This is a genomic window from Streptomyces sp. NPDC002793, from assembly GCF_040295485.1.
Classification (GTDB): Bacteria; Actinomycetota; Actinomycetes; order Streptomycetales; family Streptomycetaceae; genus Streptomyces.
Window position 1 is genome coordinate 88136 of record NZ_JBEOVL010000022.1, and the last position, 21326, is coordinate 109461.

At 71.9% G+C, this 21326-nt stretch carries 23 protein-coding genes; 4 read left to right on the forward strand and 19 right to left on the reverse strand.

Going from position 1 to position 21326, the window contains the following annotated elements:
• Nucleotides 1-49: 49 nt before the first annotated feature.
• From ABT001_RS22015 to ABT001_RS22030, 4 genes are read right to left on the reverse strand one after another with little or no spacing between them, the layout of a single operon-like run.
• Nucleotides 50-1135, reverse strand: coding sequence for a prephenate dehydrogenase (locus ABT001_RS22015; RefSeq protein WP_351280043.1), 1086 nt, complete (start codon nucleotides 1133-1135; stop codon nucleotides 50-52).
• Nucleotides 1132-1494, reverse strand: a complete 363-nt coding sequence (gene aroH, locus ABT001_RS22020) for a chorismate mutase (protein ID WP_351280046.1) — start codon at nucleotides 1492-1494, stop codon at nucleotides 1132-1134. Before aroH ends, ABT001_RS22015 begins: the two co-directional genes overlap by 4 nt.
• A gap of 35 nt (nucleotides 1495-1529) precedes the next feature.
• Complete coding sequence (locus ABT001_RS22025) at nucleotides 1530-2159, reverse strand: TetR/AcrR family transcriptional regulator (RefSeq protein WP_351280048.1); 630 nt, start codon at nucleotides 2157-2159, stop codon at nucleotides 1530-1532.
• 4 nt (nucleotides 2160-2163) lie between these two features.
• Nucleotides 2164-2526, reverse strand: a complete 363-nt coding sequence (locus ABT001_RS22030) for a DUF1304 domain-containing protein (RefSeq protein WP_351280051.1) — start codon at nucleotides 2524-2526, stop codon at nucleotides 2164-2166.
• Between the two features lie 133 nt (nucleotides 2527-2659).
• Here ABT001_RS22030 and ABT001_RS22035 point away from each other — a divergent pair, with 133 nt between their 5' ends.
• From ABT001_RS22035 to ABT001_RS22045, 3 genes are all read left to right on the forward strand, one after another.
• Nucleotides 2660-3352 carry a nucleotidyltransferase domain-containing protein gene (locus tag ABT001_RS22035; RefSeq protein ID WP_351280052.1) on the forward strand — a complete coding sequence of 231 codons (693 nt, stop codon included), beginning with the start codon at nucleotides 2660-2662 and terminating at the stop codon, nucleotides 3350-3352.
• A 62-nt stretch (nucleotides 3353-3414) separates the two neighbouring features.
• Nucleotides 3415-3912, forward strand: a complete 498-nt coding sequence (locus tag ABT001_RS22040; RefSeq protein ID WP_351280054.1) for a DUF2975 domain-containing protein — start codon at nucleotides 3415-3417, stop codon at nucleotides 3910-3912.
• On the forward strand, nucleotides 3912-4133 hold the full coding sequence (locus tag ABT001_RS22045; protein ID WP_351280056.1) for a helix-turn-helix domain-containing protein: 222 nt from the start codon (nucleotides 3912-3914) through the stop codon (nucleotides 4131-4133). The genes ABT001_RS22040 and ABT001_RS22045 overlap by 1 nt, the downstream gene beginning before the upstream one ends.
• Before the next feature lie 55 nt (nucleotides 4134-4188).
• Here ABT001_RS22045 and ABT001_RS22050 read toward each other — a convergent pair whose 3' ends face one another.
• On the reverse strand, nucleotides 4189-5085 hold the full coding sequence (locus tag ABT001_RS22050) for a class I SAM-dependent methyltransferase (protein WP_351280058.1): 897 nt from the start codon (nucleotides 5083-5085) through the stop codon (nucleotides 4189-4191).
• Nucleotides 5086-5132: 47 nt separating this feature from the next.
• Between ABT001_RS22050 and ABT001_RS22055 the strand changes: the two genes are divergently transcribed.
• Nucleotides 5133-5699 carry a helix-turn-helix domain-containing protein gene (locus tag ABT001_RS22055; RefSeq protein WP_351280061.1) on the forward strand — a complete coding sequence of 189 codons (567 nt, stop codon included), beginning with the start codon at nucleotides 5133-5135 and terminating at the stop codon, nucleotides 5697-5699.
• A 23-nt stretch (nucleotides 5700-5722) separates the two neighbouring features.
• Here the strand turns inward: ABT001_RS22055 and ABT001_RS22060 are convergent, their stop codons facing one another.
• The 14 genes from ABT001_RS22060 to pyrG all read right to left on the reverse strand — a co-directional run bounded on the left by ABT001_RS22060 (nucleotide 5723) and on the right by pyrG (nucleotide 21181).
• A complete protein-coding gene (locus ABT001_RS22060; protein ID WP_351280064.1) occupies nucleotides 5723-6517 on the reverse strand; it encodes a nucleotidyltransferase domain-containing protein in 795 nt (264 codons plus the stop codon).
• A gap of 3 nt (nucleotides 6518-6520) precedes the next feature.
• A complete protein-coding gene (locus ABT001_RS22065) occupies nucleotides 6521-7543 on the reverse strand; it encodes an ADP-ribosylglycohydrolase family protein (RefSeq protein WP_351280066.1) in 1023 nt (340 codons plus the stop codon).
• Nucleotides 7540-8283: an NUDIX hydrolase gene (locus ABT001_RS22070; protein ID WP_351280068.1), complete on the reverse strand. Its 744-nt coding sequence runs from the start codon at nucleotides 8281-8283 to the stop codon at nucleotides 7540-7542. The genes ABT001_RS22065 and ABT001_RS22070 overlap by 4 nt, the downstream gene beginning before the upstream one ends.
• On the reverse strand, nucleotides 8280-9359 hold the full coding sequence (locus ABT001_RS22075) for an AAA family ATPase (protein WP_351280070.1): 1080 nt from the start codon (nucleotides 9357-9359) through the stop codon (nucleotides 8280-8282). Before ABT001_RS22075 ends, ABT001_RS22070 begins: the two co-directional genes overlap by 4 nt.
• Nucleotides 9356-10009, reverse strand: a complete 654-nt coding sequence (pnuC, locus tag ABT001_RS22080) for a nicotinamide riboside transporter PnuC (RefSeq protein ID WP_351280072.1) — start codon at nucleotides 10007-10009, stop codon at nucleotides 9356-9358. Before pnuC ends, ABT001_RS22075 begins: the two co-directional genes overlap by 4 nt.
• Nucleotides 10010-10141: 132 nt before the next feature.
• Complete coding sequence (locus ABT001_RS22085) at nucleotides 10142-11314, reverse strand: pseudouridine synthase (protein WP_351280075.1); 1173 nt, start codon at nucleotides 11312-11314, stop codon at nucleotides 10142-10144.
• Complete coding sequence (gene scpB, locus ABT001_RS22090) at nucleotides 11314-11964, reverse strand: SMC-Scp complex subunit ScpB (RefSeq protein ID WP_351280077.1); 651 nt, start codon at nucleotides 11962-11964, stop codon at nucleotides 11314-11316. The genes ABT001_RS22085 and scpB overlap by 1 nt, the downstream gene beginning before the upstream one ends.
• Entirely contained in the window at nucleotides 11961-13001 is a 1041-nt protein-coding gene (locus tag ABT001_RS22095) for a segregation and condensation protein A (protein ID WP_351280080.1), read from the reverse strand. The genes scpB and ABT001_RS22095 overlap by 4 nt, the downstream gene beginning before the upstream one ends.
• Nucleotides 13002-13158: 157 nt before the next feature.
• Nucleotides 13159-13743 (reverse strand): hypothetical protein, encoded by a 585-nt coding sequence (locus tag ABT001_RS22100; protein WP_351280082.1) that lies wholly within the window; start codon nucleotides 13741-13743, stop codon nucleotides 13159-13161.
• A complete protein-coding gene (locus ABT001_RS22105) occupies nucleotides 13728-14846 on the reverse strand; it encodes a ParA family protein (protein ID WP_351280084.1) in 1119 nt (372 codons plus the stop codon). The genes ABT001_RS22100 and ABT001_RS22105 overlap by 16 nt, the downstream gene beginning before the upstream one ends.
• Nucleotides 14847-15204: 358 nt before the next feature.
• Nucleotides 15205-16320 carry an alanine dehydrogenase gene (gene ald, locus ABT001_RS22110; RefSeq protein ID WP_351280153.1) on the reverse strand — a complete coding sequence of 372 codons (1116 nt, stop codon included), beginning with the start codon at nucleotides 16318-16320 and terminating at the stop codon, nucleotides 15205-15207.
• Between the two features lie 163 nt (nucleotides 16321-16483).
• Entirely contained in the window at nucleotides 16484-18559 is a 2076-nt protein-coding gene (locus tag ABT001_RS22115) for a tetratricopeptide repeat protein (RefSeq protein ID WP_351280087.1), read from the reverse strand.
• Nucleotides 18560-18783: 224 nt separating this feature from the next.
• On the reverse strand, nucleotides 18784-19410 hold the full coding sequence (locus ABT001_RS22120) for an NUDIX domain-containing protein (RefSeq protein WP_351280089.1): 627 nt from the start codon (nucleotides 19408-19410) through the stop codon (nucleotides 18784-18786).
• A 100-nt stretch (nucleotides 19411-19510) separates the two neighbouring features.
• The gene (gene pyrG, locus ABT001_RS22125; protein WP_351280092.1) at nucleotides 19511-21181 is read right to left on the reverse strand and encodes a CTP synthase; all 1671 of its coding nucleotides are present in this window, start codon (nucleotides 21179-21181) and stop codon (nucleotides 19511-19513) included.
• Between the last annotated feature and the right edge of the window lie 145 nt (nucleotides 21182-21326).

A 21326-nucleotide genomic window follows, 5' to 3' on the forward strand; every position in this document is an offset into this window, starting at 1 on the left:
AGTGCGCGAAGCGGCTTTGCACCCCTGCCTCCGGGGCCCGCCCGGGGCCCTACGGGCGGATCGACCAGCCCCGCTCGCCGAGGGCCGCGCTCAGTGCGGGTGCGGCACTCGGCTCGACCATCAGCTGGACCAGTCCCGCCTGCTGGCCGGTGGCGTGCTCGATGCGGACGTCCTCGATGTTGACGCCGGCCCGGCCCGCATCGGCGAAGATCGCGGCCAGCTCGCCCGGCCGGTCGCTGATGAGCACGGCCACGATCTCGTACGACGCCGGGGCGGCCCCGTGCTTGCCGGGAACCCGGACCCGGCCGGCGTTGCCGCGGCGCAGGACGTCCTCGATGCCTTCGGTGCCCGTGCGGCGCTTGTCCTCGTCGGCGGACTGCAGGCCGCGCAGCGCCCGGACCGTCTCGTCCAGATCGGCGGCGACCCCGGCCAGCACGTCGGCGACCGGGCCGGGGTTCGCGGAGAGGATCTCCACCCACATCCGGGGGTCGGAGGCCGCGATGCGGGTGACGTCCCTGATGCCCTGGCCGCAGAGGCGTACGGCGGTCTCGTCGGCCTCCTCCAGCCGGGCCGCGACCATCGAGGAGATCAGCTGCGGGGTGTGGGAGACCAGGGCGACGGCGCGGTCGTGGGCGTCCGCGTCCATGACGACCGGGACCGCCCGGCAGAGCGCGACCAGCTCCAGGGCGAGGTTGAGGACCTCGGTGTCGGTCTCCCGGGTCGGGGTGAGGACCCAGGGGCGGCCCTCGAAGAGGTCGGCGGTGGCCGCGAGGGGCCCGGAGCGCTCCTTGCCTGCCATGGGGTGCGTGCCGATGTACGGGGTGAGGTCGACGCCGAGCGCCTCCAGCTCGCGGCGCGGGCCGCCCTTGACGCTGGCGACGTCGAGGTAGGCGCGGGCGATCCCGTCGCGCATGGCAGCGGCGAGGACGGTGGCGGTGTGGGCGGGCGGTACGGCGATGACCGCCAGGTCGACACGGCCCTCGGGTTCCTCGTCCGTGCCCGCTCCGAGCGCGGCGGCGGTCTCCGCCGAGGACGGGTCGCGGTCGACGAGGTGCACCTGGATGCCGCGCCCCGCGAGGGCGAGGGCGGCCGAGGTGCCGACCAGGCCGGTTCCGATGACGAGGGCTGTTCTCACTGGGCGATGTCCTTGCGGAGGGCGCCGGTGGCGCCGAGGTAGACGTGGCTGATCTCGGACCGGGAGAGATACGTCTCCACGTGCGCGAGGATGCGGACCACGCGGGGCATGGCTCCCGTGATGTCGAGCTCCTGGGCACAGATCAGCGGTACGTCGACGATACCGAGGCCCCGGGCGGCGGCGGCCGGGAAGTCGCTGTGCAGATCGGGGGTGGCGGTGAACCAGATGCTGATCAGGTCGTCGGCGGCCAGCTGGTTGCGCTCCAGGACGGCGGTGAGGAGCTCACTCACCCGCTCGTCCATGTGCCCCGCTTCGTCCCGGTCCAGCTGGACGGCTCCACGGACTGCTCGTACCGCCACGTCGTACCCCTCGTCGCCTCGTGCTGTGTGCTCTTTCAGCCTAGAGGTGCGGCTGCGGCGCCGGTCACGGTGCTCTGTCCGTGAGACGCGGCGGCGGCGTGCACGGCGACGAGCATGCGCCAGATCCGTCCGGCGAGCTGCTCGGGGGAGGCGTCGATGCGGTCGTGCACCCAGTCGGCGACCACCCCGGTGAACAACCCGGCGACGGCGCTCGCGGCCACATCGTGGCCGTGGGCGGCGGGCCTGCGCCGGCTCAGCTCCTCGCCGCTGCGCAGGCGGAGCTCCCGGTGCAGCAGCTCCCCCAGGGGGCCGCCACCGGGCCCGAGCAGGCTCCGGTAGACGCCGGCGCGGCTGCGGACCTCACCGAGCAGGGCGACGAGCTCCGCGGGCGGGGAGTCCGGGCCGGGCGGCGTACGGCCCCAGGCGTGCAGGGCGTCGACCGCGTCGCGTACGACTTCCGCGCAGGCGTCCACGGCGAGGGCGTGCAGGTCGTCGTAGTGCAGGTAGAAGGTGGCGCGTCCCACGCCCGCCCGGCGCACCACCTCCGCGACGCCGACCCGTTCGAGGGGCTGCTCCTCGCATGCCTCCAGCAGCGCCGCCCGGAGGCGGGCGCGGGTGCGCGCGGTCCTCGGGTCGTTGCTGCCGTCCGTCACCGCGGGTGTCATGCGCTCAGCCCGCGGCCAGCACGAGGACGAGGGCGAGGGCGGCGGGCGCCGCCTGCACGTACAGGATCTTGCGGCTGACGGTGGCCGCCCCGTACACCCCGGCGATGATCAGGCAGCTCAGGAAGAAGATCTGCGCCTGGTGGGCGACCGGGTCGCCCGCGATCAGGCTCCAGACCAGTCCGGCGGCCATGAAGCCGTTGTAGAGCCCCTGGTTGGCGGCGAGCGTGGCGCTCCGGGCCGAGAACTCGGCGGTGGTGGAGAACGCCTTGCGGCCGCGGGGGGTGTCCCAGAGGAACATCTCGAGGATCAGGAAGTAGGTGTGGATCAGCGCGACGAGCGCGACCAGCACGTGGGCGGCGGTCTGCATGTCATGGCCTCCTGGGAAGATTTCCTGGACGACTGTACAGGAAGTGTCCCGGTGGCACCTCCCGGCTGCCCGCCGAGCGGTCACCGCCGAAGGCGTCGGCGTCCGGCTCACTGGAGCGCGTAGCCTCGCGCGCATGATCACCCCTCAAGGCGAGCGGCTGGTGCGGGAGCACACCGTCTACTCCTGCGTGATGGGCTCCCGCGCCTTCGGACTGGCCACCGACGACAGCGACACGGACCGGCGGGGCGTGTTCCTGGCACCCACCCCGTCGTTCTGGGGCTTCACGAAACCGCCGACCCATGTCGAGGGCCCGGCCGACGAACAGTTCTCCTGGGAGCTGGAGCGTTTCTGCGAGCTGGCGCTCCGGGCCGATCCCAACGCACTGGAGTGCCTGCACTCCCCGCTCGTCGAGCACGTCGACACGACGGGGCGTGAGCTCCTCGCACTGCGCGGGTCCTTCCTGTCCCGGCGGGCCCACGGGACGTTCGTGCGCTACGCGATGGGACAGCGCCGGAAGCTGGAGGCCGATGTCCGTGTGCACGGCGCTCCGCGCTGGAAGCACGCCATGCACCTGCTGCGGCTGCTGGCCTCCGGCCGTGACCTGCTGCGGACGGGTGAGCTGCGGATCGAGGTCGATGACGCCCGGGAAGGGCTGTTGGCGGTGAAGCGGGGCGAGGTCCCGTGGGCCGAGGTGGAGCGCAGGATGACGCGCCTGGCCGAGGAGAACGACGAGGCGGCCTCCCGCTCCCCGCTGCCGCCGGAGCCGGACCGTGAGCGCGTGGAGGCCTTCCTGATCCGGGCCCGGCGGGTGTCGGCGGAGGGCTGACCGACGAGCGAGCGAGCTCTCGACCTATTGACCATCGATAGAATTCGCTCGATAATCGATAGATGCATCCCCTCATCACCGCCGCGCTCCGCGCCGGCATCACCATGGTCATCGCGTTCGGCCTCTTCGGTCAGGTCGTGATCATCCCGACGACGGCGGCCGACGAGGTCGACCGCTTCCCCGGCTACGCCCCTTTCGCCACGCCCTACACGGTGCTGGCCGTCCTCGGGGTGGCCTGCGTCCAGGTCGCCCTCGTCGCCGTATGGAGACTGCTCGGGATGGCCCGGCACGGGGCGATCTTCGCGCCCCGCGCGTTCCGTTGGGTGGACGTCGTCATCGGCTCCTCGGCGGTGGCGACGGCGCTGGCGATCGGGGCCGCCGCCCACCTGGCCGTGGCCGAGATCCCCTCGCCGGACGACGGCATGGAGATCACGGGCGCCCTGGCGGCCGCGGTCACGGCTGCCGGCATCGGAGCCTCCTTCGCCATGCTCACCGTGATCATGCGCAGTCTGCTGCGCAAGGCGACGGCGCTCCAGACGGAGATGGCCGAGGTCATCTGATGGCGATCGTCGTCGACATCGACCGTCGGCTCGCCGAACGCAACATGTCGGTGGGCGAGTTCGCCGCCGCCATCGGTATCAGCCCTGCCAACGTCGCCGTACTCAAGAACGGCCGGGCGAAGGCGGTCCGGTTCACGACACTGGACGCCATCTGCCGCACGCTCGACTGTCAGCCCGGCGACGTCCTGCGGTGGGTGTCCGATACCCCCGGGAACGGCTGACGCGTCAGGGCCCGCGCCGGGTCGTCGCAGACCGTTCGGGCCCTGGGGCGGCCGGCTACGAGGCGGTGTCCACCGGGCGCCGCGCCACCCAGAGCTGACGTGTGGAGCGGACGACCAGGTCGTCGCGGTGGCGCACGTCCGCCGGGCCGCCGTCGAGCAGGGTACCGAGCGCGGCGAGGTCCGCGGGGTCGACCAGGCCGTCGAGGGCTGGGCGGATCCGGTCGAGCACGAGGTGGGCGTACCGGCCGGCGGAGGCGGGCAGCGGGGCGCTCAGCTCCAGCAGCTCCGTGCGTGCCTGCTCCACGGTGAGACCTGCCGCGGCCAGCAGGACGCCCCAGTCCGCACCCAGGTGCGGCATCCGCTCGGCGTGGAGCGCGTCCAGCGCGGCACGGCAGCGCGCCTCCAGGCCGGGGCGGCCGGCCACGGCGTCGTCCGGGAGGAAGCGCGGCATCCCGTCCAGCTCGGCGACGGCCAGCAGCCCGCCCGGCCGCAGCGCGGCGTGGACCCCGGCGAGGGCGGCGGCCGGGTCGTCCACGTGGTGGAGGGAGGCCGACGCCCAGACGAGGTCGGCGTCCGTGATGCCGGGGAGCCCGGCGCCCGCGTCCGCCTCCAGGGTGCGCACCCGGTCACCCAGGCCCTTGGCGCGGGCGGATCCGACGAGCCGGGCGAGCATCCCGGGGGAGCTGTCGACAGCGGTCACACGGGCGTGCGGGAAGCGTTCCAGCAGGGCGAACGTGCCGGTGCCGGTGCCCGCCCCCAGGTCGACGACGTGGGCGACGCCGTCGCCGGCCGCGTCGGCGAGCCGGGCGGTCACCGAGGTGAGGTAGGGCGCGAACAGCTCGGCGTCGAGATCGAGTACCTGGGTGAGCGCCTCCTGGTCGGAGCCGCCGTGTTCGAGGGTATGGCCGTGCGTGTGGCCGTGCTCGTGCTCGTGGGATGCGGTAGATGTCATGCGCCCGAGCCTACGAAGTTTTGCGCACAGCGCATACTGTCTTGCTCATGACGCAAGAAGGTAGTGACCTCGACGGCCTCGTACGCAAACGGATCCGCGCCCTGCGTGCCGCGCACGGCTGGTCGCTGGACGACCTCGCCGCCCGCTGTCACCTCAGCCCCTCCACCCTGAGCCGGATCGAGACCGGCCACCGCAGGATCGCGCTGGACCAGCTCGCCGTGATCGCCCGGGCCCTCGGCGCCTCGCTCGACCAGCTCGTGGAATCGGCTCCCGACGATGTCGTCGTGAACCCCACGCACCACCCGGCCCGGGGGCTGACCCAGTGGACGATGCGCGGCGATCCCGGCGTCACCGTGGCCCGGATACGGCTGACCGGCCCTCCGCCCGAAGGCCCCGCGGCGCTCAAGGCGCACCCGGGCAGGGAGTGGTTCACGGTGCTGTCCGGTACGGCCCTGCTGGTGCTGGGGGATCGACGGCTGCGGGTCGAGGAGGGGCAGGCGGCGGAGTTCGCCACGATGCTGCCGCACGCCCTGGGCGCCGTCGGCGGCCCTGCCGAGGTTCTCGGCGTCTTCGACCGCGACGGCCGCCGCTCCCATCTGCGCGAACGCGGGTGAGAAGGCGGCCGTCAGCCGGGCGGTCAGGACGGGACGGGCTCCCCCAGCCGTGCGCGGACGACGAGATCGTGCAGGGCGTCGAGGCCCGTCGGTGCCTCGGAGAGCGCTGACGCGGCCTGGGCCTCGTCGAGCACCGCGTGCAGGGCTTCGACGCCCCGCGCGGCGGCCGCGCGATCCGCCGGATCCGCCGCACCGTGTTCGGCGTCCGCCTTCGCCTCGATCAGCGCGGGCAGGGAGGCCGGCGCGGCGGCGACTTCGTCCAGCAGGGTCGGCAGATGCGCCACGACCGTGCCGGTGCGCATCAGGTGGATTCCGGTGAGCAGTGCGCGGAACGTGTAGAGGAGCGGCTTCAGCTCACCGGTCCTCTCGAACAGCCGCCACTGCGTACCGGCGAATCCCCGGTAGTGGTGGGCGTGGTTGCGGGTCATCACCGCCGGTGCCAGTCCCACGAGTTCCGCGTGGAGCGCCGTGGTGCGCACCACCAGCGGGGACAGCAGCTGTTCCAGCACGTACCCGTTGGGCTTCAGCATGAGCCGGACGAATTTACGGAGATCGTGGGTGACGAGGTCCATCTCGACCCCGTCGTGGTCCCACATCCGTGAGCGCGTCTCCTCCGGCGTGCGGAGGCCGACGAGATCCTCCGCGGGCAGGACGTGGACCCCCCGCAGGTCCACGTCCGAGTCCTTCGAGGGGAAGCCGTACAGGTGGGCGCCCGAGACCGTGGCGAACAGGAGAGGTCCGGGCTCCTCGCCGAGTACGGCGGTCAGGTCGGTGACCGGCAGCCCGGCCCCTCGCAGGAGTGTCGTGTCGGTATGCACGGTTCACGCGTCCCAGAGCGCGGCCAGCGACAGCAGGTCGCTGCGGTACTCGATGCGTTCCGACCACTCCTTGGGCCATGCCTCCGCGCCCAGGTGGGCTCCGGCCAGCGCGCCCGTGAGGCAGGCGATCGAGTCGGAGTCGCCCCGGGTGCAGGCCGCCCGGCGCAGGGCGGTGACCGGTTCCGCGGGGAAGAGCAGGAAGCAGTGGAGTGCGGAGGCGAGGGCCTCCTCGGCGATCCAGCCGTCACCGGTCCGCTCGCACGGGTCGGTCTCCGGCGACGGTTCGCGCAGGGCGTCCTGGACGGTCTCCAACGCGGTCAGGCACTCGTCCCAGCCCCGGCTGATGAATGCCTCGGGCGAGGCGTCATGGGCGTAACGCCACAGGTCACCGAGCCACCGGGTGTGGTAGCGGCCGCGGTTCTCGTACGCGTAGGAGCGCAACTGGCCGACCAGGCCCAGCGGTTCGGCCCCTTGGGCGAGGAGGTGCACCGCACGGGCCGTCAGGTCGGAGGCGGCGAGGGCGGTGGGGTGGCCGTGGGTGAGTGCGGCCTGGAGCTGGGCGGCCCCGGCACGCTGCTCGTCGCTGAGGCCGGGCACGAGGCCGATGGGGGCGACGCGCATGTTGGCACCGCAGCCCTTGGAGCCGGTGCGGCTGGCCTCCTGCCAGATCCTGTCGCCCTCCAGCAGCGCACACGCGTCCAGGCAGGTGCGGCCGGGTGCGCGGTTGTTGTCGGGTGAGCGGTTCCAGCGCACGAACTCCTCGCGGACCGGGCCCACCATCCGCTCGGGAGTGAGGAGCCCCTGGTCCATGGCGGTCCGGATGCCGCGTCCCAGCGCGAGCGTCATCTGGGTGTCGTCGGTGACGAACGCGGGCTCCGGGAGCCGCATCCCGCGCCAGGGCCCGCACTTCGCGAGGATCGCGGGAACGTCGTTGAACTCGGTGGGGAAGCCCAGGGCGTCGCCGAGCGCGAGCCCGGTCAGCGTGCCCGTGGCCGCCTGCTTGGTGAGAATTCTTGTCGGGGTCATGATGTCCGTCCTTCAGGGCGTCCTTCCGGGCGCAGCAATGGCGGGTGCAGGGCGGTGGCGGCACCCGCCCGGTAGAGGGCGGCGGGTTTCCCCCGGCCGCCGGTGCGGCGCGGTGGCCCGTCCACGGCCTGGACGAAGCCGGGCGTGGTGAGGACCTTGCGCCGGAAATTGGGCCGGTCCAGCTCGACGCCCCAGACGGTCTCGTAGACCTGCTGGAGCTCGCCGAGGGTGAACTCGTCGGGGCAGAACTCGGTGGCCAGGCAGGAGTACTCGAGCCTCGCGCCGATCCGGTCGTGCGCGTCCCTCAGGATGCGGTCGTGGTCGAACGCGAGCGGCCCGGTGCCGCCCGCCTCCCACCACTGCGCCTTCGCCGCGTCCCCGCCGCCCCGCGGTTCGGGAAGGTCCGGGACGAGTGCGGCGTACGCGACGGAGACGACCCGCATCCGGGGGTCGCGGTCCGGATCGCTGTAGGTGCGCAGCTGTTCGAGGTGGAAGCCGCATACGGACTTCCTGGTGAGGCCGGTCTCCTCGGCGAGCTCGCGGCGGGCCGCCTCCTCGGCGGACTCCCTGGGCAGGACGAAGCCGCCGGGCAGCGCCCACCGCCCCTTGTACGGAGCCTCGCCCCGTTCCACGAGCAGCACGTGGAGCCGCGCCTCGCGCACCGTGAAGACGGCGAGGTCGACGGTGACGGCGAAGGGGGCGTAGGCATGGGGGTCGTACCCCTCGGGGGCGGCGCTCATCGGTGCTCCGGCAGGGGGGCGGTGAAGTGCCAGCCGGTGGCGAGGAGTGCGTCCACGGCGGCGACGGCCGTCCGGAGTCGCTCCTCACGGGCTCCGGTGACCTCGACGTACCGCCGCCCGGTACGGGTGAGTTCGGCGCGGAAGCGGTCCGTCATCCAGGGCCGCAGCTCCTCGCCGTCACGCAGTCCGTCGTCCTCGAAGGGGACGCCTTCGTGGTCGGTGAGCAGCCAGAGGTGGTGGGTGACCCGGTCCGCGGCCTTCTCGACGAGCGGATTGCGGCCGCCGACGTAGCGCTCGTGCCAGACGGTGGTGGCGAACGCGTCGGTGTCGCAGAAGAGCACCGGGGACCCCGTCCGCGCGGCTGCCTCCTCCCTGGCGTTCTGGGTCTCGGCGATGCGGGGGAAGTCGTCGGTGGTGAAGGTGACGTCCTCCCACCGGGCGTCCGGCCACCGGCTGCGCAGGGCGGCGAGTTTCGCCTCGCTGAACTCCCGCCCGTACTCGGCGACGTACCGGGTCCCGGCCCATACGCCGCCGCGCCCGCGGTAGTGGTCGGTCAGGGCCCGGGCCAGGGTCGTGGTGCCGGTCGACTCGGCGCCCAGGACGACGACCCGGCGGGCGAGCGCGCCCCGCACCGGCGGCTCCAGGTAGTCCCAGCAGCGGGCGGGGTCGGCGCGGACCGCGGTTCCCGAGACGGGGAAGAGGGTGCGGTCCCGGTCGACGAGGACGGACTCCGCACCGAAGCGGCGCGCCAGTTCGTCGCCGTAGGACTCCGAGGTGAAGACGGCGTCGACGCGTTCGGGCACGGCCGCGGTGAACACCCGCATGTGGGCGTCCCAGACGGCCGCGTCGGTGAGGTCCATGGGAATGTCGTCGACGGTGCCCACGACCCGGACGCCGGGGTGGGCCTGCCGCATCCACGCGACCCGGTCGGCGAGCGGCACGGATTCGACGGAGGCCGCGCAGACGAGGACGGTGAGCCTCTCGCAGCGGTCCTGTGCGGTGCGGACGAGATGGTGGTGACCGGCGTGCGGCGGATAGAACTTGCCGAGGACCAGGCCGTGCCCGTGGCGTCTCATGCCGTCACCACCACGTCGTCGCGCCGGTCGGGTGTGAGGCCCCGCTTCCAGCTGCGCAGCCCGACGACGCAGAGCGCGAGGAATCCGGCGTACAGCAGGGAGGTGAGGTAGAGCTCCTTGTACGCGTAGAGCGGGATGTACACCACGTCGGCGGCGATCCACAGCCACCAGGACTCGACGCGCTTGCGGCACTGCCCGTACGTCGCCATGAGGGACAGCGAGGTGGTCAGGGCGTCCCAGAACGGCACGGTCGAGTCCGTGGCCCGGGAGAGCAGCAGGGTGAGCCCGAGCGTTCCTGCCACCCCCGCCGCGAGCAGCCATGTCCATTCGGTGCGGGTGGTGCTCCGCACCGGCAGGACGGGTGTCCCTGGTCCACCCCCGTGGGTCCAGGTCCACCAGCCGTACGCGGCGAGGGAGATGAAGACGATCTGCAGGCCGGCGTCGGCGTACAGACCGGACTGGGCGAACAGCAGGATGAAGAACAGGTTGTTGGCGATGCCGATCGGCCAGTTGGCGAGATGCTGGCGGGCCACGAGCCAGACGCACAGCGCACCGCTGCCGAATCCCAGCACCTCGGTCCAGCTGACCGGGGTGCCCAGGACCGTCACCAGCGGCTGCTGCAAGGGGCCGAGTACGTCCGCGAGCGTCACGCGTTCCTTCTCTCTTTAAGAGTCACTATGACTATAAAGAGAAAACGGCGGCAGCAGAAGGCCCGCGGCCGGTTCCTGTTCGAAAAAATCGGAACGAGGAACCGGCCGCGGGCCGTCGGGACCGGGAGGAGGCTACAGACCGACCTCGCGCATCAGCATGCCCACCTCGGTGTTGGTCAGGCGGCGCAGCCAGCCGGACTTCTGGTCGCCCAGCGGGATCGGCCCGAAGGACGTCCGCACGAGTCGCTCGACCGGGAAGCCGGCCTCGGACAGCATCCGGCGGACGATGTGCTTGCGGCCCTCGTGGAGGGTGACCTCGACCAGGTAGTTCTTGCCGGTGTTCTCGACGACCCGGAAGTGGTCGGCGCGGGCGTAGCCGTCCTCCAGCTGGATGCCGTCCTTGAGGCGCTTGCCGAGGTCACGCGGCAGCGGGCCCTGGATGGCGGCCAGGTAGGTCTTCTTCACGCCGTACCTGGGGTGCGTCAGGCGGTGGGCCAGGTCACCGTGGTTGGTGAGCAGGATGATGCCCTCGGTCTCGGTGTCGAGCCGCCCGACGTGGAACAGCCGCGTCTCGCGGTTGTTCACGTAGTCCCCGAGGTTCTGACGGCCGTCCGGGTCGCCCATGGTGGAGACGACGCCGGCCGGCTTGTTCAGCGCGAAGAAGAGGTACGACTGGGTCGCGACGGTCAGGCCGTCGACCTTGATCTCGTCCCGCTGGGGGTCGACGCGCTTGCCCTGCTCGAGGACGATCTCGCCGTTGACCTCGACGCGCGCCTGCTCGATGAGCTCCTCGCACGCCCGGCGCGAGCCCATGCCCGCGCGGGCGAGGATCTTCTGCAGACGCTCGCCCTCCTGCTCTGCGCCCGGGTTGGTCCTGGGGGTCTTGATCTCGGGCTTGTCCGCGTACCGGTCACGGTTGCGCTGCTCGATCTTGGCGTCGAGCTCACGGGGACGGGAGGGGGCGCCGACACGGCGTCCGCCCTTGGTCACCTTCTGTGCGGGCTTCGGTCCGCCCTTGGCCCCTCCGCGTGCCGCGGCGCCGCGGCCCTTGCGGGCACCGCCGTCGCCGCCCGGCTTGTCGGCGCCCACGTCGTAGCGGCGCTCCTCGGGACGGGGGCGGCGGGGGCGCTGCTCCTCCTGCTTGTCGTCGCGACCGGATCCGGAGACCCGAGGACTCGGGTTGCCGTTCCTGCCGCTGCCGCTGTTGTTCCTGCCGCCCGCGCCACCGCTCCTGCCGCCGCCGCTGCTGCTGTTCCTGCCGCCGCCGCTGCCGCTGCTGCCGCTGTTCCTGCCACTGCTTCGCATCAAAAGTCCGTCTTGTCGTCTGCGTGAGTTTCCGGGGTGTCCGGTGCGTCCGGATCGAACGACGGCACACCCTCTAGCGTCTCAGCCTCGATCGCGTCCGCCTCCGGGAGGAAGGGCGCGAGCTCCGGGAGCTCGTCCAGGCCTCGCAGGCCCATGCGCTCCAGAAAGTAGTTCGTCGTCCTGTACAGGATCGCACCTGTTTCGGGTTCCGCGCCCGCCTCCTCGACGAGACCCCTCTGCAGGAGGGTCCGCATGACGCCGTCGCAGTTCACCCCGCGCACCGCCGAGACCCTCGACCGGCTGACCGGCTGACGGTACGCGACCACCGCGAGGGTCTCCAGCGCCGCCTGGGTGAGCCGGGCGTGCCGGCCGTCCAGGACGAAGCCCTCGACCGCCTCCGCGTACTCGGGGCGGGTGTAGAAGCGCCAGCCCCCGGCGACGAGTCTCAGGTCGAATCCGCGGCGCTGGACGGTGTACTCGTCGGCCAGCTCCCGCAGGGCGTCCACCACGGCCCTGCGGGGCCGCTGGAGGACCCTGGCGAGGTGTTCCTCGGTGGCGGGCTCGTCGACGACCATGAGGACCGCCTCCAGCGCGGGCTTGAGGTCGAGCCCGGCCACTGCGGATTCGCGCCCGTCGTCGTCTGCACTCATGCCTGTACGTCCTCCTGTGGCTCGCGCACCTCTTGGTCGAATTCGTCCGTGACCACCGGCTCGGCCCCCTCACCCCCGGCCCAGCGCACCAGGAGGTCGCCGAGCGCCTCCTCCTGGTCGAGCACGACCGCCTTCTCCCGGTAGAGCTCCAGGAGCGCCAGGAAGCGGGCGACGACCGTGAGGGTGTCCGCGGCGTCCTCGGTGAGCGCGCGGAAGCTGATCTCGCCCTCCGCCCGCAGCCGCGCCACCACGATCTCCGCCTGCTCGCGCACGCTGACCAGTGGGGCGTGGATGTGGTCGACGTAGACCTGCGGCTCGGCCCTCGGCTGCATCGCCTTCACCGCGAGCCGGGCGAAGCCCTCGGGGCCGATGCTGATCACGACCTCGGGCAGCAGCTCGGCGTGCTGGGGTTCGAGCCCCACGGTTCGGGGGTGGCGACGGGACTCGGACTCCAGCCGGTCGCCGAAGATCTCCGCGATCCGCTTGTACGCGCGGTACTGCAGCAGACGTGCGAAGAGCAGGTCCCGCGCCTCGAGGAGGGCGAGGTCCGCCTCGTCCTCCACCTCGGCGGTGGGCAGCAGCCGGGCGGCCTTGAGGTCGAGCAGGGTCGCTGCGACGACGAGGAACTCGGTGGTCTGGTCGAGGTCCCAGTCGGGCCCCATGGCCCGGATGTGTGCCATGAACTCGTCGGTGACCTTCGAGAGTGCGACCTCGGTCACATCGAGCTTGTGCTTCGAGATCAGCTGGAGGAGCAGATCGAAGGGGCCCTCGAAATTGACCAGCCGCACGGTGAACCGGCGGTCGTCACCGGCTTCGGCGGCAGCGGGAGCGGCCGACGGGTCAGCGAGGGGCTCCGACACCTCCGAGGGCCCTGGCAGAGCCTCCGGGGCCGCCGGAGGCTCCGAGGGGCGCACAGGGGCCGTGGGAGCCGCGGGAGGCAGCGGCCCGGTGGCCCCGTCGGCCGCCGACGCCGGTATCCCCGGACCGCGGCCGAGGGCACGGCGGGGCGGACGGGGTGTGTCGTCGGCAGTCGGCATGTGCTGGGGTCCAGGAGAGCGGCGGGAGGCGGGCGGTGGCCCCGGGGCGGGGCCGCCCGCACGGACGGCCTCCCCCGGCAGGCTAAGGGCTGTCCGGTGATCCGTGGTGGATCAGCGCGAGGTGCGCTGCCGGAGGGCCCCACCGGCGCGGTACCGGTCAGCGGCCCCGCAGTCGCCGTACGAGGATGCTCGCGTCGCCGCGCGACTCCAGGTCGGCCAGCACCACGGCCACGGCCTCACGGACGATGCGCCCGCGGTCGACGGCCAGTCCGTGCTCTCCGCGCAGCACGAGGCGCGCGTGCTCGAGGTCCATCAGTTCCTCGGCCGACACGTAGACGGTGATCTTCTCGTCGTGGCGTTCCCGGCCACTGGGCCGGCGGTTCGCTCCTCGCCCGCCCCCGCGTCCGCGCTGCGGCTGGACGGTGGTGGCCGCTTCCTGCGGCGGTGCGGTACGGGGCTGGGGCGGGCCCTGGGTGCCGGACCGGTCGTCCCCGTCGGCGCGGGTCCGCGAGCCGCCGCCGTCGGCGCCCGCCGCGGAGTGTTGCTCCTGGGACGCCCCGGCGGGTGTGTCACCACCGCCCTGGCCCGTGTCCGCCGCGTCGCTCCCCGGAGCCGGTGCGGGGACCCGTCCCTCACCGCTCGCCTTGCGTCGCCGCTCGGCGGAGGACGAGGCCTGGAGGCCCATGCCCCCGGTGGTACGGAACAGCTCGTCGGCCCCCGGCAGACTCACTCGGCGTGACACCGGGCGAGCACCTCCCTGGCGAGCTGGCGGTAGGCGGCGGCGCCTACCGAGTTCGACGCGTACGTGGTGATGGGTTCACCGGCGACCGTCGTCTCGGGGAAGCGCACCGTGCGTCCGATGACGGTGTGGTAGACGTGCTCGTCGAAGGCCTCGACGACGCGCGCGAGCACCTCACGGCTGTGCACGGTGCGGGAGTCGTACATGGTGGCGAGGATGCCGTCCAGCTCCAGCTCGGGGTTGAGCCTCTCCTGGACCTTCTCGATGGTCTCGGTGAGCAGAGCCACACCGCGCAGCGCGAAGAATTCGCACTCGAGCGGGACTATCACCTTGTGAGCCGCCGTCAGGGCGTTCACGGTGAGCAGGCCGAGTGAGGGCTGACAGTCGATCACGATGTAGTCGTAGTCGGCCATCAGCGGCTTGAGGGCACGCTGCAGCGTCGACTCCCGGGCCACCTCGCTCACCAGCTGCACCTCGGCGGCCGAGAGGTCGATGTTGCTGGGGAGCAGGTCCATGTTGGGCACGGCCGTCTTCAGCAGGACCTCGTCGGCCGCCATGCCCCGCTCCATGAGCAGGTTGTAGACCGTGAGGTCGAGCTCCATCGGGTTGACGCCCAGGCCGACGGAGAGGGCTCCCTGCGGGTCGAAGTCGACGAGCAGGACACGACGGCCGTACTCCGCGAGTGCGGCGCCCAGGTTGATGGTCGACGTGGTCTTGCCGACGCCGCCCTTCTGGTTGCACATCGCGATGATCTTCGCGGGGCCGTGCTCGGCCAGCGGACCGGGAATCGGGAAGTACGGCAGCGGCCGGCCGGTCGGGCCGATCCGCTCGCGGCGCTGGCGCGCGGCGTCGGGCGCGAGCGTGGCCGCGTACTCCGGATCGGGTTCGTATTCGGCATCGGGGTCGTAGAAGTGCCCCTCGGGCACCTCGGCGAAGTCGGCGAAGTGGTCAGTCTTTCGGCCACTCTCGTTGCCGGCCATGGCGTTCACGTGTAGGCCGTCCATCATCTGGGGGGCTGTCGTCATGTGCTGGTGGGTGGCGAAGGTGCGGACAGCGACGGAGCCGACAGCTTCGAGCCCGATCGGGCTCAGACCCCGTGCGGGCATCCCTGGTTGACCACCCCCGGGAGTAATTGTCGACTCATTCACAAGTCGTCTTACCTCCTTGGATGTGACCAGGAAACTTATCGATAGGTCAGCGTGGCACCATGCCGACGATTGGCGACTCTATGGCGTGTCACCGGTTCGCAGCAACACAATCCGCCGGACCCGGCCCGATGTGTCGGCAATCGAACACCCCTCTGTCAAGAGCACGGAGCGCCCGGGGCGCACCATTCGCGGTGGTGCAAAAAGGGTAGAGGGTCACGTCTCCGGCGGGTCGGGCCGGGGCCCCTCACGCGCCCGGCCGGACCTTGCTGGGCAAGGTCCGGCCGGGCGCGTGAGGTTGACGGAGAGGGTTGACCGCTCAGCCGATGAGCGTGCTCAGTTCGACGTGGTCGAGACCGTGCGCCTCGGCGACCTCGCGGTAAACCACCTGCCCGTCATGGGTGTTGAGACCCCGGGCGAGCGCGGCGTCACGACGCAGGGCGTCGGCCCAGCCCCGGTTCGCGAGCTCCAGGATGTAGGGCAGCGTGGCGTTCGTGAGGGCGTAGGTGGAGGTGTTCGGCACAGCGCCGGGCATGTTCGCGACGCAGTAGAAGACCGAGTTGTGCACCGTGAAGGTCGGCTCGGCGTGCGTCGTCGGATGCGAGTCCTCGAAGCAGCCTCCCTGGTCGATCGCGATGTCGACAAGAACACTTCCGGGCTTCATCTTGGCGACGAGCTCGTTGGTGACCAGCTTCGGCGCCTTCGCGCCCGGGATCAGCACGGCGCCCACGACGAGGTCGGCCTCGACGACGGCCTTCTCGAGCTCCAGCGCGTTGGAGACGACCGTCCGCACCTGGGTGCCGAAGATCTTGTCGGCCTCACGCAGCTTGTTGATGTCCTTGTCGAGCAGCGTGACGTGGAAACCGAGCCCGACGGCGATCTGCGTGGCGTTCCAGCCGGAGACCCCACCGCCGATGACGACGGCCCGGGCCGCCCCCGTGCCGGGGACACCGCCGGGGAGCACACCGCGCCCGCCGACCGAGCGCATCAGGTGGTACGCGCCGACCTGCGGGGCGAGACGGCCGGCCACCTCGGACATCGGGGCGAGCAGCGGCAGTGCGCGGTTCGCGGTCTCGACGGTCTCGTACGCGATGGCGGTCGTGCCCGACTCGAGCAGGGCGTCCGTGCACTCACGGGAGGCGGCGAGGTGCAGATACGTGAAGAGCGTCTGGCCCTTGCGGAGGCGGTGGTACTCCTCGGCGACCGGCTCCTTGACCTTGAGCAGCAGGTCCGCGGCGGCCCAGACCTCGTCGGCGGTGGGCAGGATGCGCGCACCGGCGGCGACGTACTCCTCGTCCGGGATGGAGGACCCCTCGCCGGCGTGCCGCTCGACGAGGACCTGGTGGCCGTGACGGACGAGCTCATGCACTCCGGCAGGGGTGATCGCCACCCGGAACTCGTTGTTCTTGACTTCGCGGGGGATGCCGACCTTCACGTCGATCACGGTCCTTGGCTCGGAGAATCGCTCGGACACGGCGGGAGATACCCGCATGAACCAAGCATAAGGGGAGACACCACAGAGAACTGCGGCAGAGCCATCATTAATGAAGGACTTCGCGCTGTCCAGCCTTACAAAGCATTAAGTTTTGATCGAAGCACTACGGATTTCGTAGGTCTGGCCCTCCTTGATCGGCGGTCCGCCCCTCTTCGCCCAGCAGTCGGTCGGCCGCCGCCCGGTGCAGTCGGGCCGCCGCCGGGTCACCGAGCCGGTCCATCGTGTCCGCCAGCCTGAGCTCCAACGCGGCCTGGAGACGCGCGTCACCGGCCCGGCGCGCCAGGTCGACCGCCTCCCGGCAGGTGTGCAGCGACTCCTGCGGCCTGCCCGCGTACTCCTGCACCCGCGCGGCCTCGCTGAGCGCCCGCGCCTGGGCCGGGAGGTCCCCGAGCCTGCGGTGGCCCGCCGCGGCCGCCCGCCAGTTGCGCAGGGCCTCGCCGTAGCGCCCCGCGTACGTGTGGACCGCTCCGAGCCGCCCGTACAGCCTCGCCTCGTCGGCCCGCTCCCCCTGCGTGAGCCGCTGCGCGAGCGCCCGGCCGTACCAGTCGGAGGCCCGGTCGAAGTCCCCCAGCTCCGCGTAGGCCCCACCTGCGGATTCCATCGCCCTGCCGGTCGCGTAGAGGTCGTTCGCCGCGCGTCCGGCGTCCAGCGCGGCCCGGTAGCGGGCCAGCGCCTCCCGCGTACGGCCGGTCCTGGCGTCCAGATCGGCGAGGTTGAGCAGGGCGGCGGCCTTCTCCCTGGGCAGGTCGCGGCGTTCCGCCACATCGAGGACCAGGCCGTGCAGCCCGTAGAGCACGGGAGCGGCGTCCTCGGCGCCCCGGTGGACGGCGAGGGCCCGGACGAGGGCGGCGACCAGCCGGCGGGCCAGGGTGTCCAGGTCCCCTTCGCGCACCGCGGCCCGGGCGGCGGCCAGCAGCGCCGGCTCGCGGACGCGCAGCCACGCGGCGGCGGACTCCGGATGGGAGAAGCGCAGCGAGCGCGGCAGCCCGGCGAGCTTGCGGCGGGCCGGGGAGTTCTCGGGATCGGTGATCGCACGGCACGCCTGGAGCCGGCGCACGGTCCGCTCCAGCATCCTGGCCCGGGCCAGCTGGATCTCGGCGGGCCGCTCCCGCTCCTCCAGCACGGCGCGCACCAGCGGGGCGAGACAGCCGGGCACCTCGTACTGCGGCTGGTCGGCGCCGTCGGTCCGGAGCAGTCCGAACCTGACGAAGTCGTCCAGGGTCGCCTGGGCGGCCGACACCGAGCACCCGGCCAGCGCGGAGGCGGTGTGGGCGTCGGCCAGCCCGGCGGGGGCGAGCGCGAGCAGCCGCAGTATCCGGGCTGCGGCCTGCGGCAGCGAGTCGTGGACCAGCCGGAAGGCACGGGCCAACGGCCTTGCCCCTGCGGGCTGTTCGGGATCGTCCTGTTGGTCCCGTAGCTGCTTGGCCACATCGGCGACCGAAGCGCCGGGCCGCGCGGCGAGCCAGCCGGCGACCAGGGTCAGGGCGGCGGGCTGCCCTCCGCACTCCTCCGTCAGCGTCTCGGCGGTACGCGGATCGACCGTGATGCGGACCTGGCCGATGGCACGGGCGAGCAGCTGCACCGCGGAGCCCGCGTCCAGCCCCCCGATGGTGCACGGGCGGACCCCGGGGATTCCGGTGAGGGGGCCGGTCGCGGTGGCGACGACCAGGCAGTCGGGGTTGTCCGGGAGCAGCGGGTCGACCTGTTCGGCGTCCACGGCGTCGTCGAGGAGGATCAGCGCGCGTCGTACGGCGAATGCCTCGCGGACCATCTCGGAGAGCTCGTCCTCGTCCGCTCCGGGCGGGCCGGCGATGGAGAGCCGGCCCAGGAGGGCGCGCGCGGTGCGCTCCACGGGGACGCGCTCGCCGCCGGGTTCGGTGAGCTGGACCCGGAACACCCCGTCGGGATAGGCGCCCGGTTCCGCGAGGCGGCGGACGAGCTCGGAGGCGAGGGCGGTGCGTCCGGATCCGGGACGTCCGGCGATCAGCAGGACCCGGGCGCGGGCCGCTTTACGGCCGGCCAGGGTGTCCAGTCCCGCGCGCTCGATGTCTTCCTGAAGGGCTTTCAACTCGCGTTTGCGGCCGAAGAATTGGGCTGGACCGGCATCCGGCGGCTGCTTGGCTCCCGCCGCCCCGGCCACATCGGCCGGGCCGCTGGTGTCCACCGCCTGATCGGTCACGGGCCACGCTCCACTTCGCTGCACGCGGGTTGCCCGCCGGATCTCCGGGCGGGGCCTTTCGAGCGTAGTTCAGAGGTGTGCAGGATCACGGCCGAGCGTGACCGTCAGGTCCCCCGATCGGATCAGCGTTTCGTACGATCGGGCCCTGGCCGGCCTGCCTCCGGCCCGCCCCGCCGGGGACGGACCGGCTCAGGCCTCGGACAGGCGGGCCCGGACGGACCGGCTCAGGCCTCGAACGGGCGGGCCGGCCAGGGCGCCTCGGCCGGGCGCAGCGAGTCCACGCCGTCGCCCGCGAGCACCGCGGTGAGCGACAGGACGCCCACGACCAGGCAGTTGTTGTGCAGGTCACCGGCGAGCACACCGCGCACGAGCTCTTCGAGGGGCACCCTCGCCTGCTCCATGTCAGCCTCCTCCTCGGCGACCTCGAAGCGCTCGCCGTCGGCCTCGGAGAGGTCCCGGGCGAGGAAGATGCGCACGGCCTCGTCGCAGCCGCCGGGTGTGGTGTAGACGTCGGTCAGCACCCGCCAGTCCTCGGCCTTGACGTGCGCCTCCTCGTAGAGCTCACGCTGCGCGGCGTGCAGCGGGTTCTCGCCGGGGATGTCGAGCAGCCCCGCCGGGATCTCCCACAGCTTGTGGCGCACCGGGTGCCGGTACTGCCGCAGGACGAGCACCCGGCCCTCCGCGTCCAGCGCGAGCACGGCCACGGAACCGGGGTGGACCTGGTAGTCGCGGCTGTGGACGCTTCCGTCGGGCATCACGACCCGGTCGGTGCGGACGCTGGTCTTGTTACCGGTGAAGGGGGTCACCGTCGCGGTGACCTGCCATTCCTCGGGCGTGTCCTGGAAACCCATGTACGTCCTCCCACGAACAAACAGAAACCGGGGTACGCCTCCCCTGAGGGATGCGTACCCCGGTCAACGGTATCGCCTCGGAGCGCCCGGCAGACCGGGCTTACGCGTCGGTGCCCGTCCCCCGCGCCGCGACCTTGCGCTCCACGGCGGCCTTCACCAGGCCGGCGAAGAGCGGGTGGGGGCGGGTCGGGCGGGAGCGCAGCTCCGGGTGCGCCTGGGTGGCGACCAGATAGGGGTGCACCTCACGCGGGTACTCGACGTACTCGACGAGCTTGTTGTCCGGCGAGGTGCCGGAGAAGACCAGTCCGGCCTTCTTCTCGAGCTCGGCGCGGTAGCCGTTGTTGACCTCGTAGCGGTGGCGGTGGCGCTCCTCGACGTACGGCTCGCCCGCGTATGCCTCGCGGACCAGGGAGCCCTCGGCGAGCTTCGCCGGGTACAGGCCGAGCCGCATGGTGCCGCCCAGGTCGCCCGCTCCCTCGACGTACGCGAGCTGCTCCTCCATCGTCGAGATGACGGGGTGGCCCGTGGCGGCGTCGAACTCGGTGGAGTTGGCGTCGGGGATGCCGGCGAGGTTCCGCGCGGCCTCGATGACGATGCACTGCAGGCCGAGGCAGAGGCCGAGCAGCGGCACCTTGTTCTCCCGGGCGTACTGGATGGCGCCGACCTTGCCGACGACCCCGCGCTCGCCGAAGCCGCCGGGGATGCAGACGGCGTCGACGTCACCGAGCTGCTGCTGCGCGCCGGCCGGGGTCTTGCAGTCGTCGGAGGCGACCCACTTGACCTTGACCCGGGCCTTGTTCGCGAAGCCTCCGGCACGAATGGCCTCGGTGACCGAGAGGTAGGCGTCGGGCAGGTCGATGTACTTGCCGACCAGGGCGACCGTGACCTCGTGGTCGGGGTTGTGGACCCGGTCCAGCAGGTCGTCCCACGTGGTCCACTCCACGTCGCGGAACGGCAGGTCCAGCTTGCGGACGACGTACGCGTCCAGGCCCTCGGTGTGCAGCACCTTGGGGATGTCGTAGATCGACCGGGCGTCGGGACAGGCCACCACCGCGGTCTCGTCCACGTCGCACATCAGCGAGATCTTGCGCTTGATGGCGGTCGGTACGTCACGGTCGGCACGCAGCACGATGGCGTCGGGCTGGATGCCGATATTGCGCAGGGCCGCGACGGAGTGCTGGGTCGGCTTGGTCTTCAGTTCGCCGGACGGGCCGATGTAGGGCAGCAGCGAGATGTGCACGACGAAGACGTTGTCGCGGCCGACCTCGTGGCGGACCTGGCGGACCGTCTCCAGGAAGGGCAGCGACTCGATGTCGCCGACCGTGCCACCGACCTCGGTGATGACGACGTCCACGTCGTCGGTCGCCATGCGGCGGATGCGGTGCTTGATCTCGTTGGTGATGTGCGGGATGACCTGGACGGTGTCCCCGAGGTACTCACCACGCCGCTCCTTGGCGATGACCTGCGAGTAGACCTGACCGGTCGTGACGTTGGCCGAGCCGTCGAGGTCGACGTCGAGGAAGCGCTCGTAGTGGCCGATGTCCAGGTCGGTCTCGGCGCCGTCGTTGGTGACGAACACCTCACCGTGCTGGAAGGGGTTCATCGTGCCGGGGTCGACGTTGAGGTAGGGGTCGAGCTTCTGCATGGTGACCCGCAGGCCACGTGCCTTCAGCAGGGCACCCAGGCTGGAGGCAGTCAGACCCTTGCCGAGGGAGGAGGCGACACCCCCGGTGACGAAGATGTGCTTGGTCGTCGTGGATGTGGGCTGCATAGCCAAAGGGGGCTCCCGTGGTCGCGATAGTGAGGTGCGTGCCGGCATGCCGTACGGAGAATTCCGGAGGCGCCGTCGCTGCGGTTCGGGGGCCTCGTCCACTGCGGGACGACCACCGGTCCACGGGCTACCAGGGTAACAGCGA

Bases quoted from the DNA above. Each gene is read 5' to 3' on its own strand.
- ABT001_RS22025 (WP_351280048.1), bottom strand. From the start codon at position 2,159: ATGACACCCGCGGTGACGGACGGCAGCAACGACCCGAGGACCGCGCGC.
- ABT001_RS22030 (WP_351280051.1), bottom strand. From the start codon at position 2,526: ATGCAGACCGCCGCCCACGTGCTGGTCGCGCTCGTCGCGCTGATCCAC.
- ABT001_RS22035 (WP_351280052.1), top strand. From the start codon at position 2,660: ATGATCACCCCTCAAGGCGAGCGGCTGGTGCGGGAGCACACCGTCTAC.
- ABT001_RS22040 (WP_351280054.1), top strand. From the start codon at position 3,415: ATGCATCCCCTCATCACCGCCGCGCTCCGCGCCGGCATCACCATGGTC.
- ABT001_RS22045 (WP_351280056.1), top strand. From the start codon at position 3,912: ATGGCGATCGTCGTCGACATCGACCGTCGGCTCGCCGAACGCAACATG.
- ABT001_RS22050 (WP_351280058.1), bottom strand. From the start codon at position 5,085: ATGACATCTACCGCATCCCACGAGCACGAGCACGGCCACACGCACGGC.
- ABT001_RS22055 (WP_351280061.1), top strand. From the start codon at position 5,133: ATGACGCAAGAAGGTAGTGACCTCGACGGCCTCGTACGCAAACGGATC.
- ABT001_RS22065 (WP_351280066.1), bottom strand. From the start codon at position 7,543: ATGACCCCGACAAGAATTCTCACCAAGCAGGCGGCCACGGGCACGCTG.
- ABT001_RS22070 (WP_351280068.1), bottom strand. From the start codon at position 8,283: ATGAGCGCCGCCCCCGAGGGGTACGACCCCCATGCCTACGCCCCCTTC.
- ABT001_RS22075 (WP_351280070.1), bottom strand. From the start codon at position 9,359: ATGAGACGCCACGGGCACGGCCTGGTCCTCGGCAAGTTCTATCCGCCG.
- ABT001_RS22085 (WP_351280075.1), bottom strand. From the start codon at position 11,314: ATGCGAAGCAGTGGCAGGAACAGCGGCAGCAGCGGCAGCGGCGGCGGC.
- scpB (WP_351280077.1), bottom strand. From the start codon at position 11,964: ATGAGTGCAGACGACGACGGGCGCGAATCCGCAGTGGCCGGGCTCGAC.
- ABT001_RS22095 (WP_351280080.1), bottom strand. From the start codon at position 13,001: ATGCCGACTGCCGACGACACACCCCGTCCGCCCCGCCGTGCCCTCGGC.
- ABT001_RS22105 (WP_351280084.1), bottom strand. From the start codon at position 14,846: ATGCCCGCACGGGGTCTGAGCCCGATCGGGCTCGAAGCTGTCGGCTCC.
- ABT001_RS22120 (WP_351280089.1), bottom strand. From the start codon at position 19,410: ATGGGTTTCCAGGACACGCCCGAGGAATGGCAGGTCACCGCGACGGTG.
- pyrG (WP_351280092.1), bottom strand. From the start codon at position 21,181: ATGCAGCCCACATCCACGACGACCAAGCACATCTTCGTCACCGGGGGT.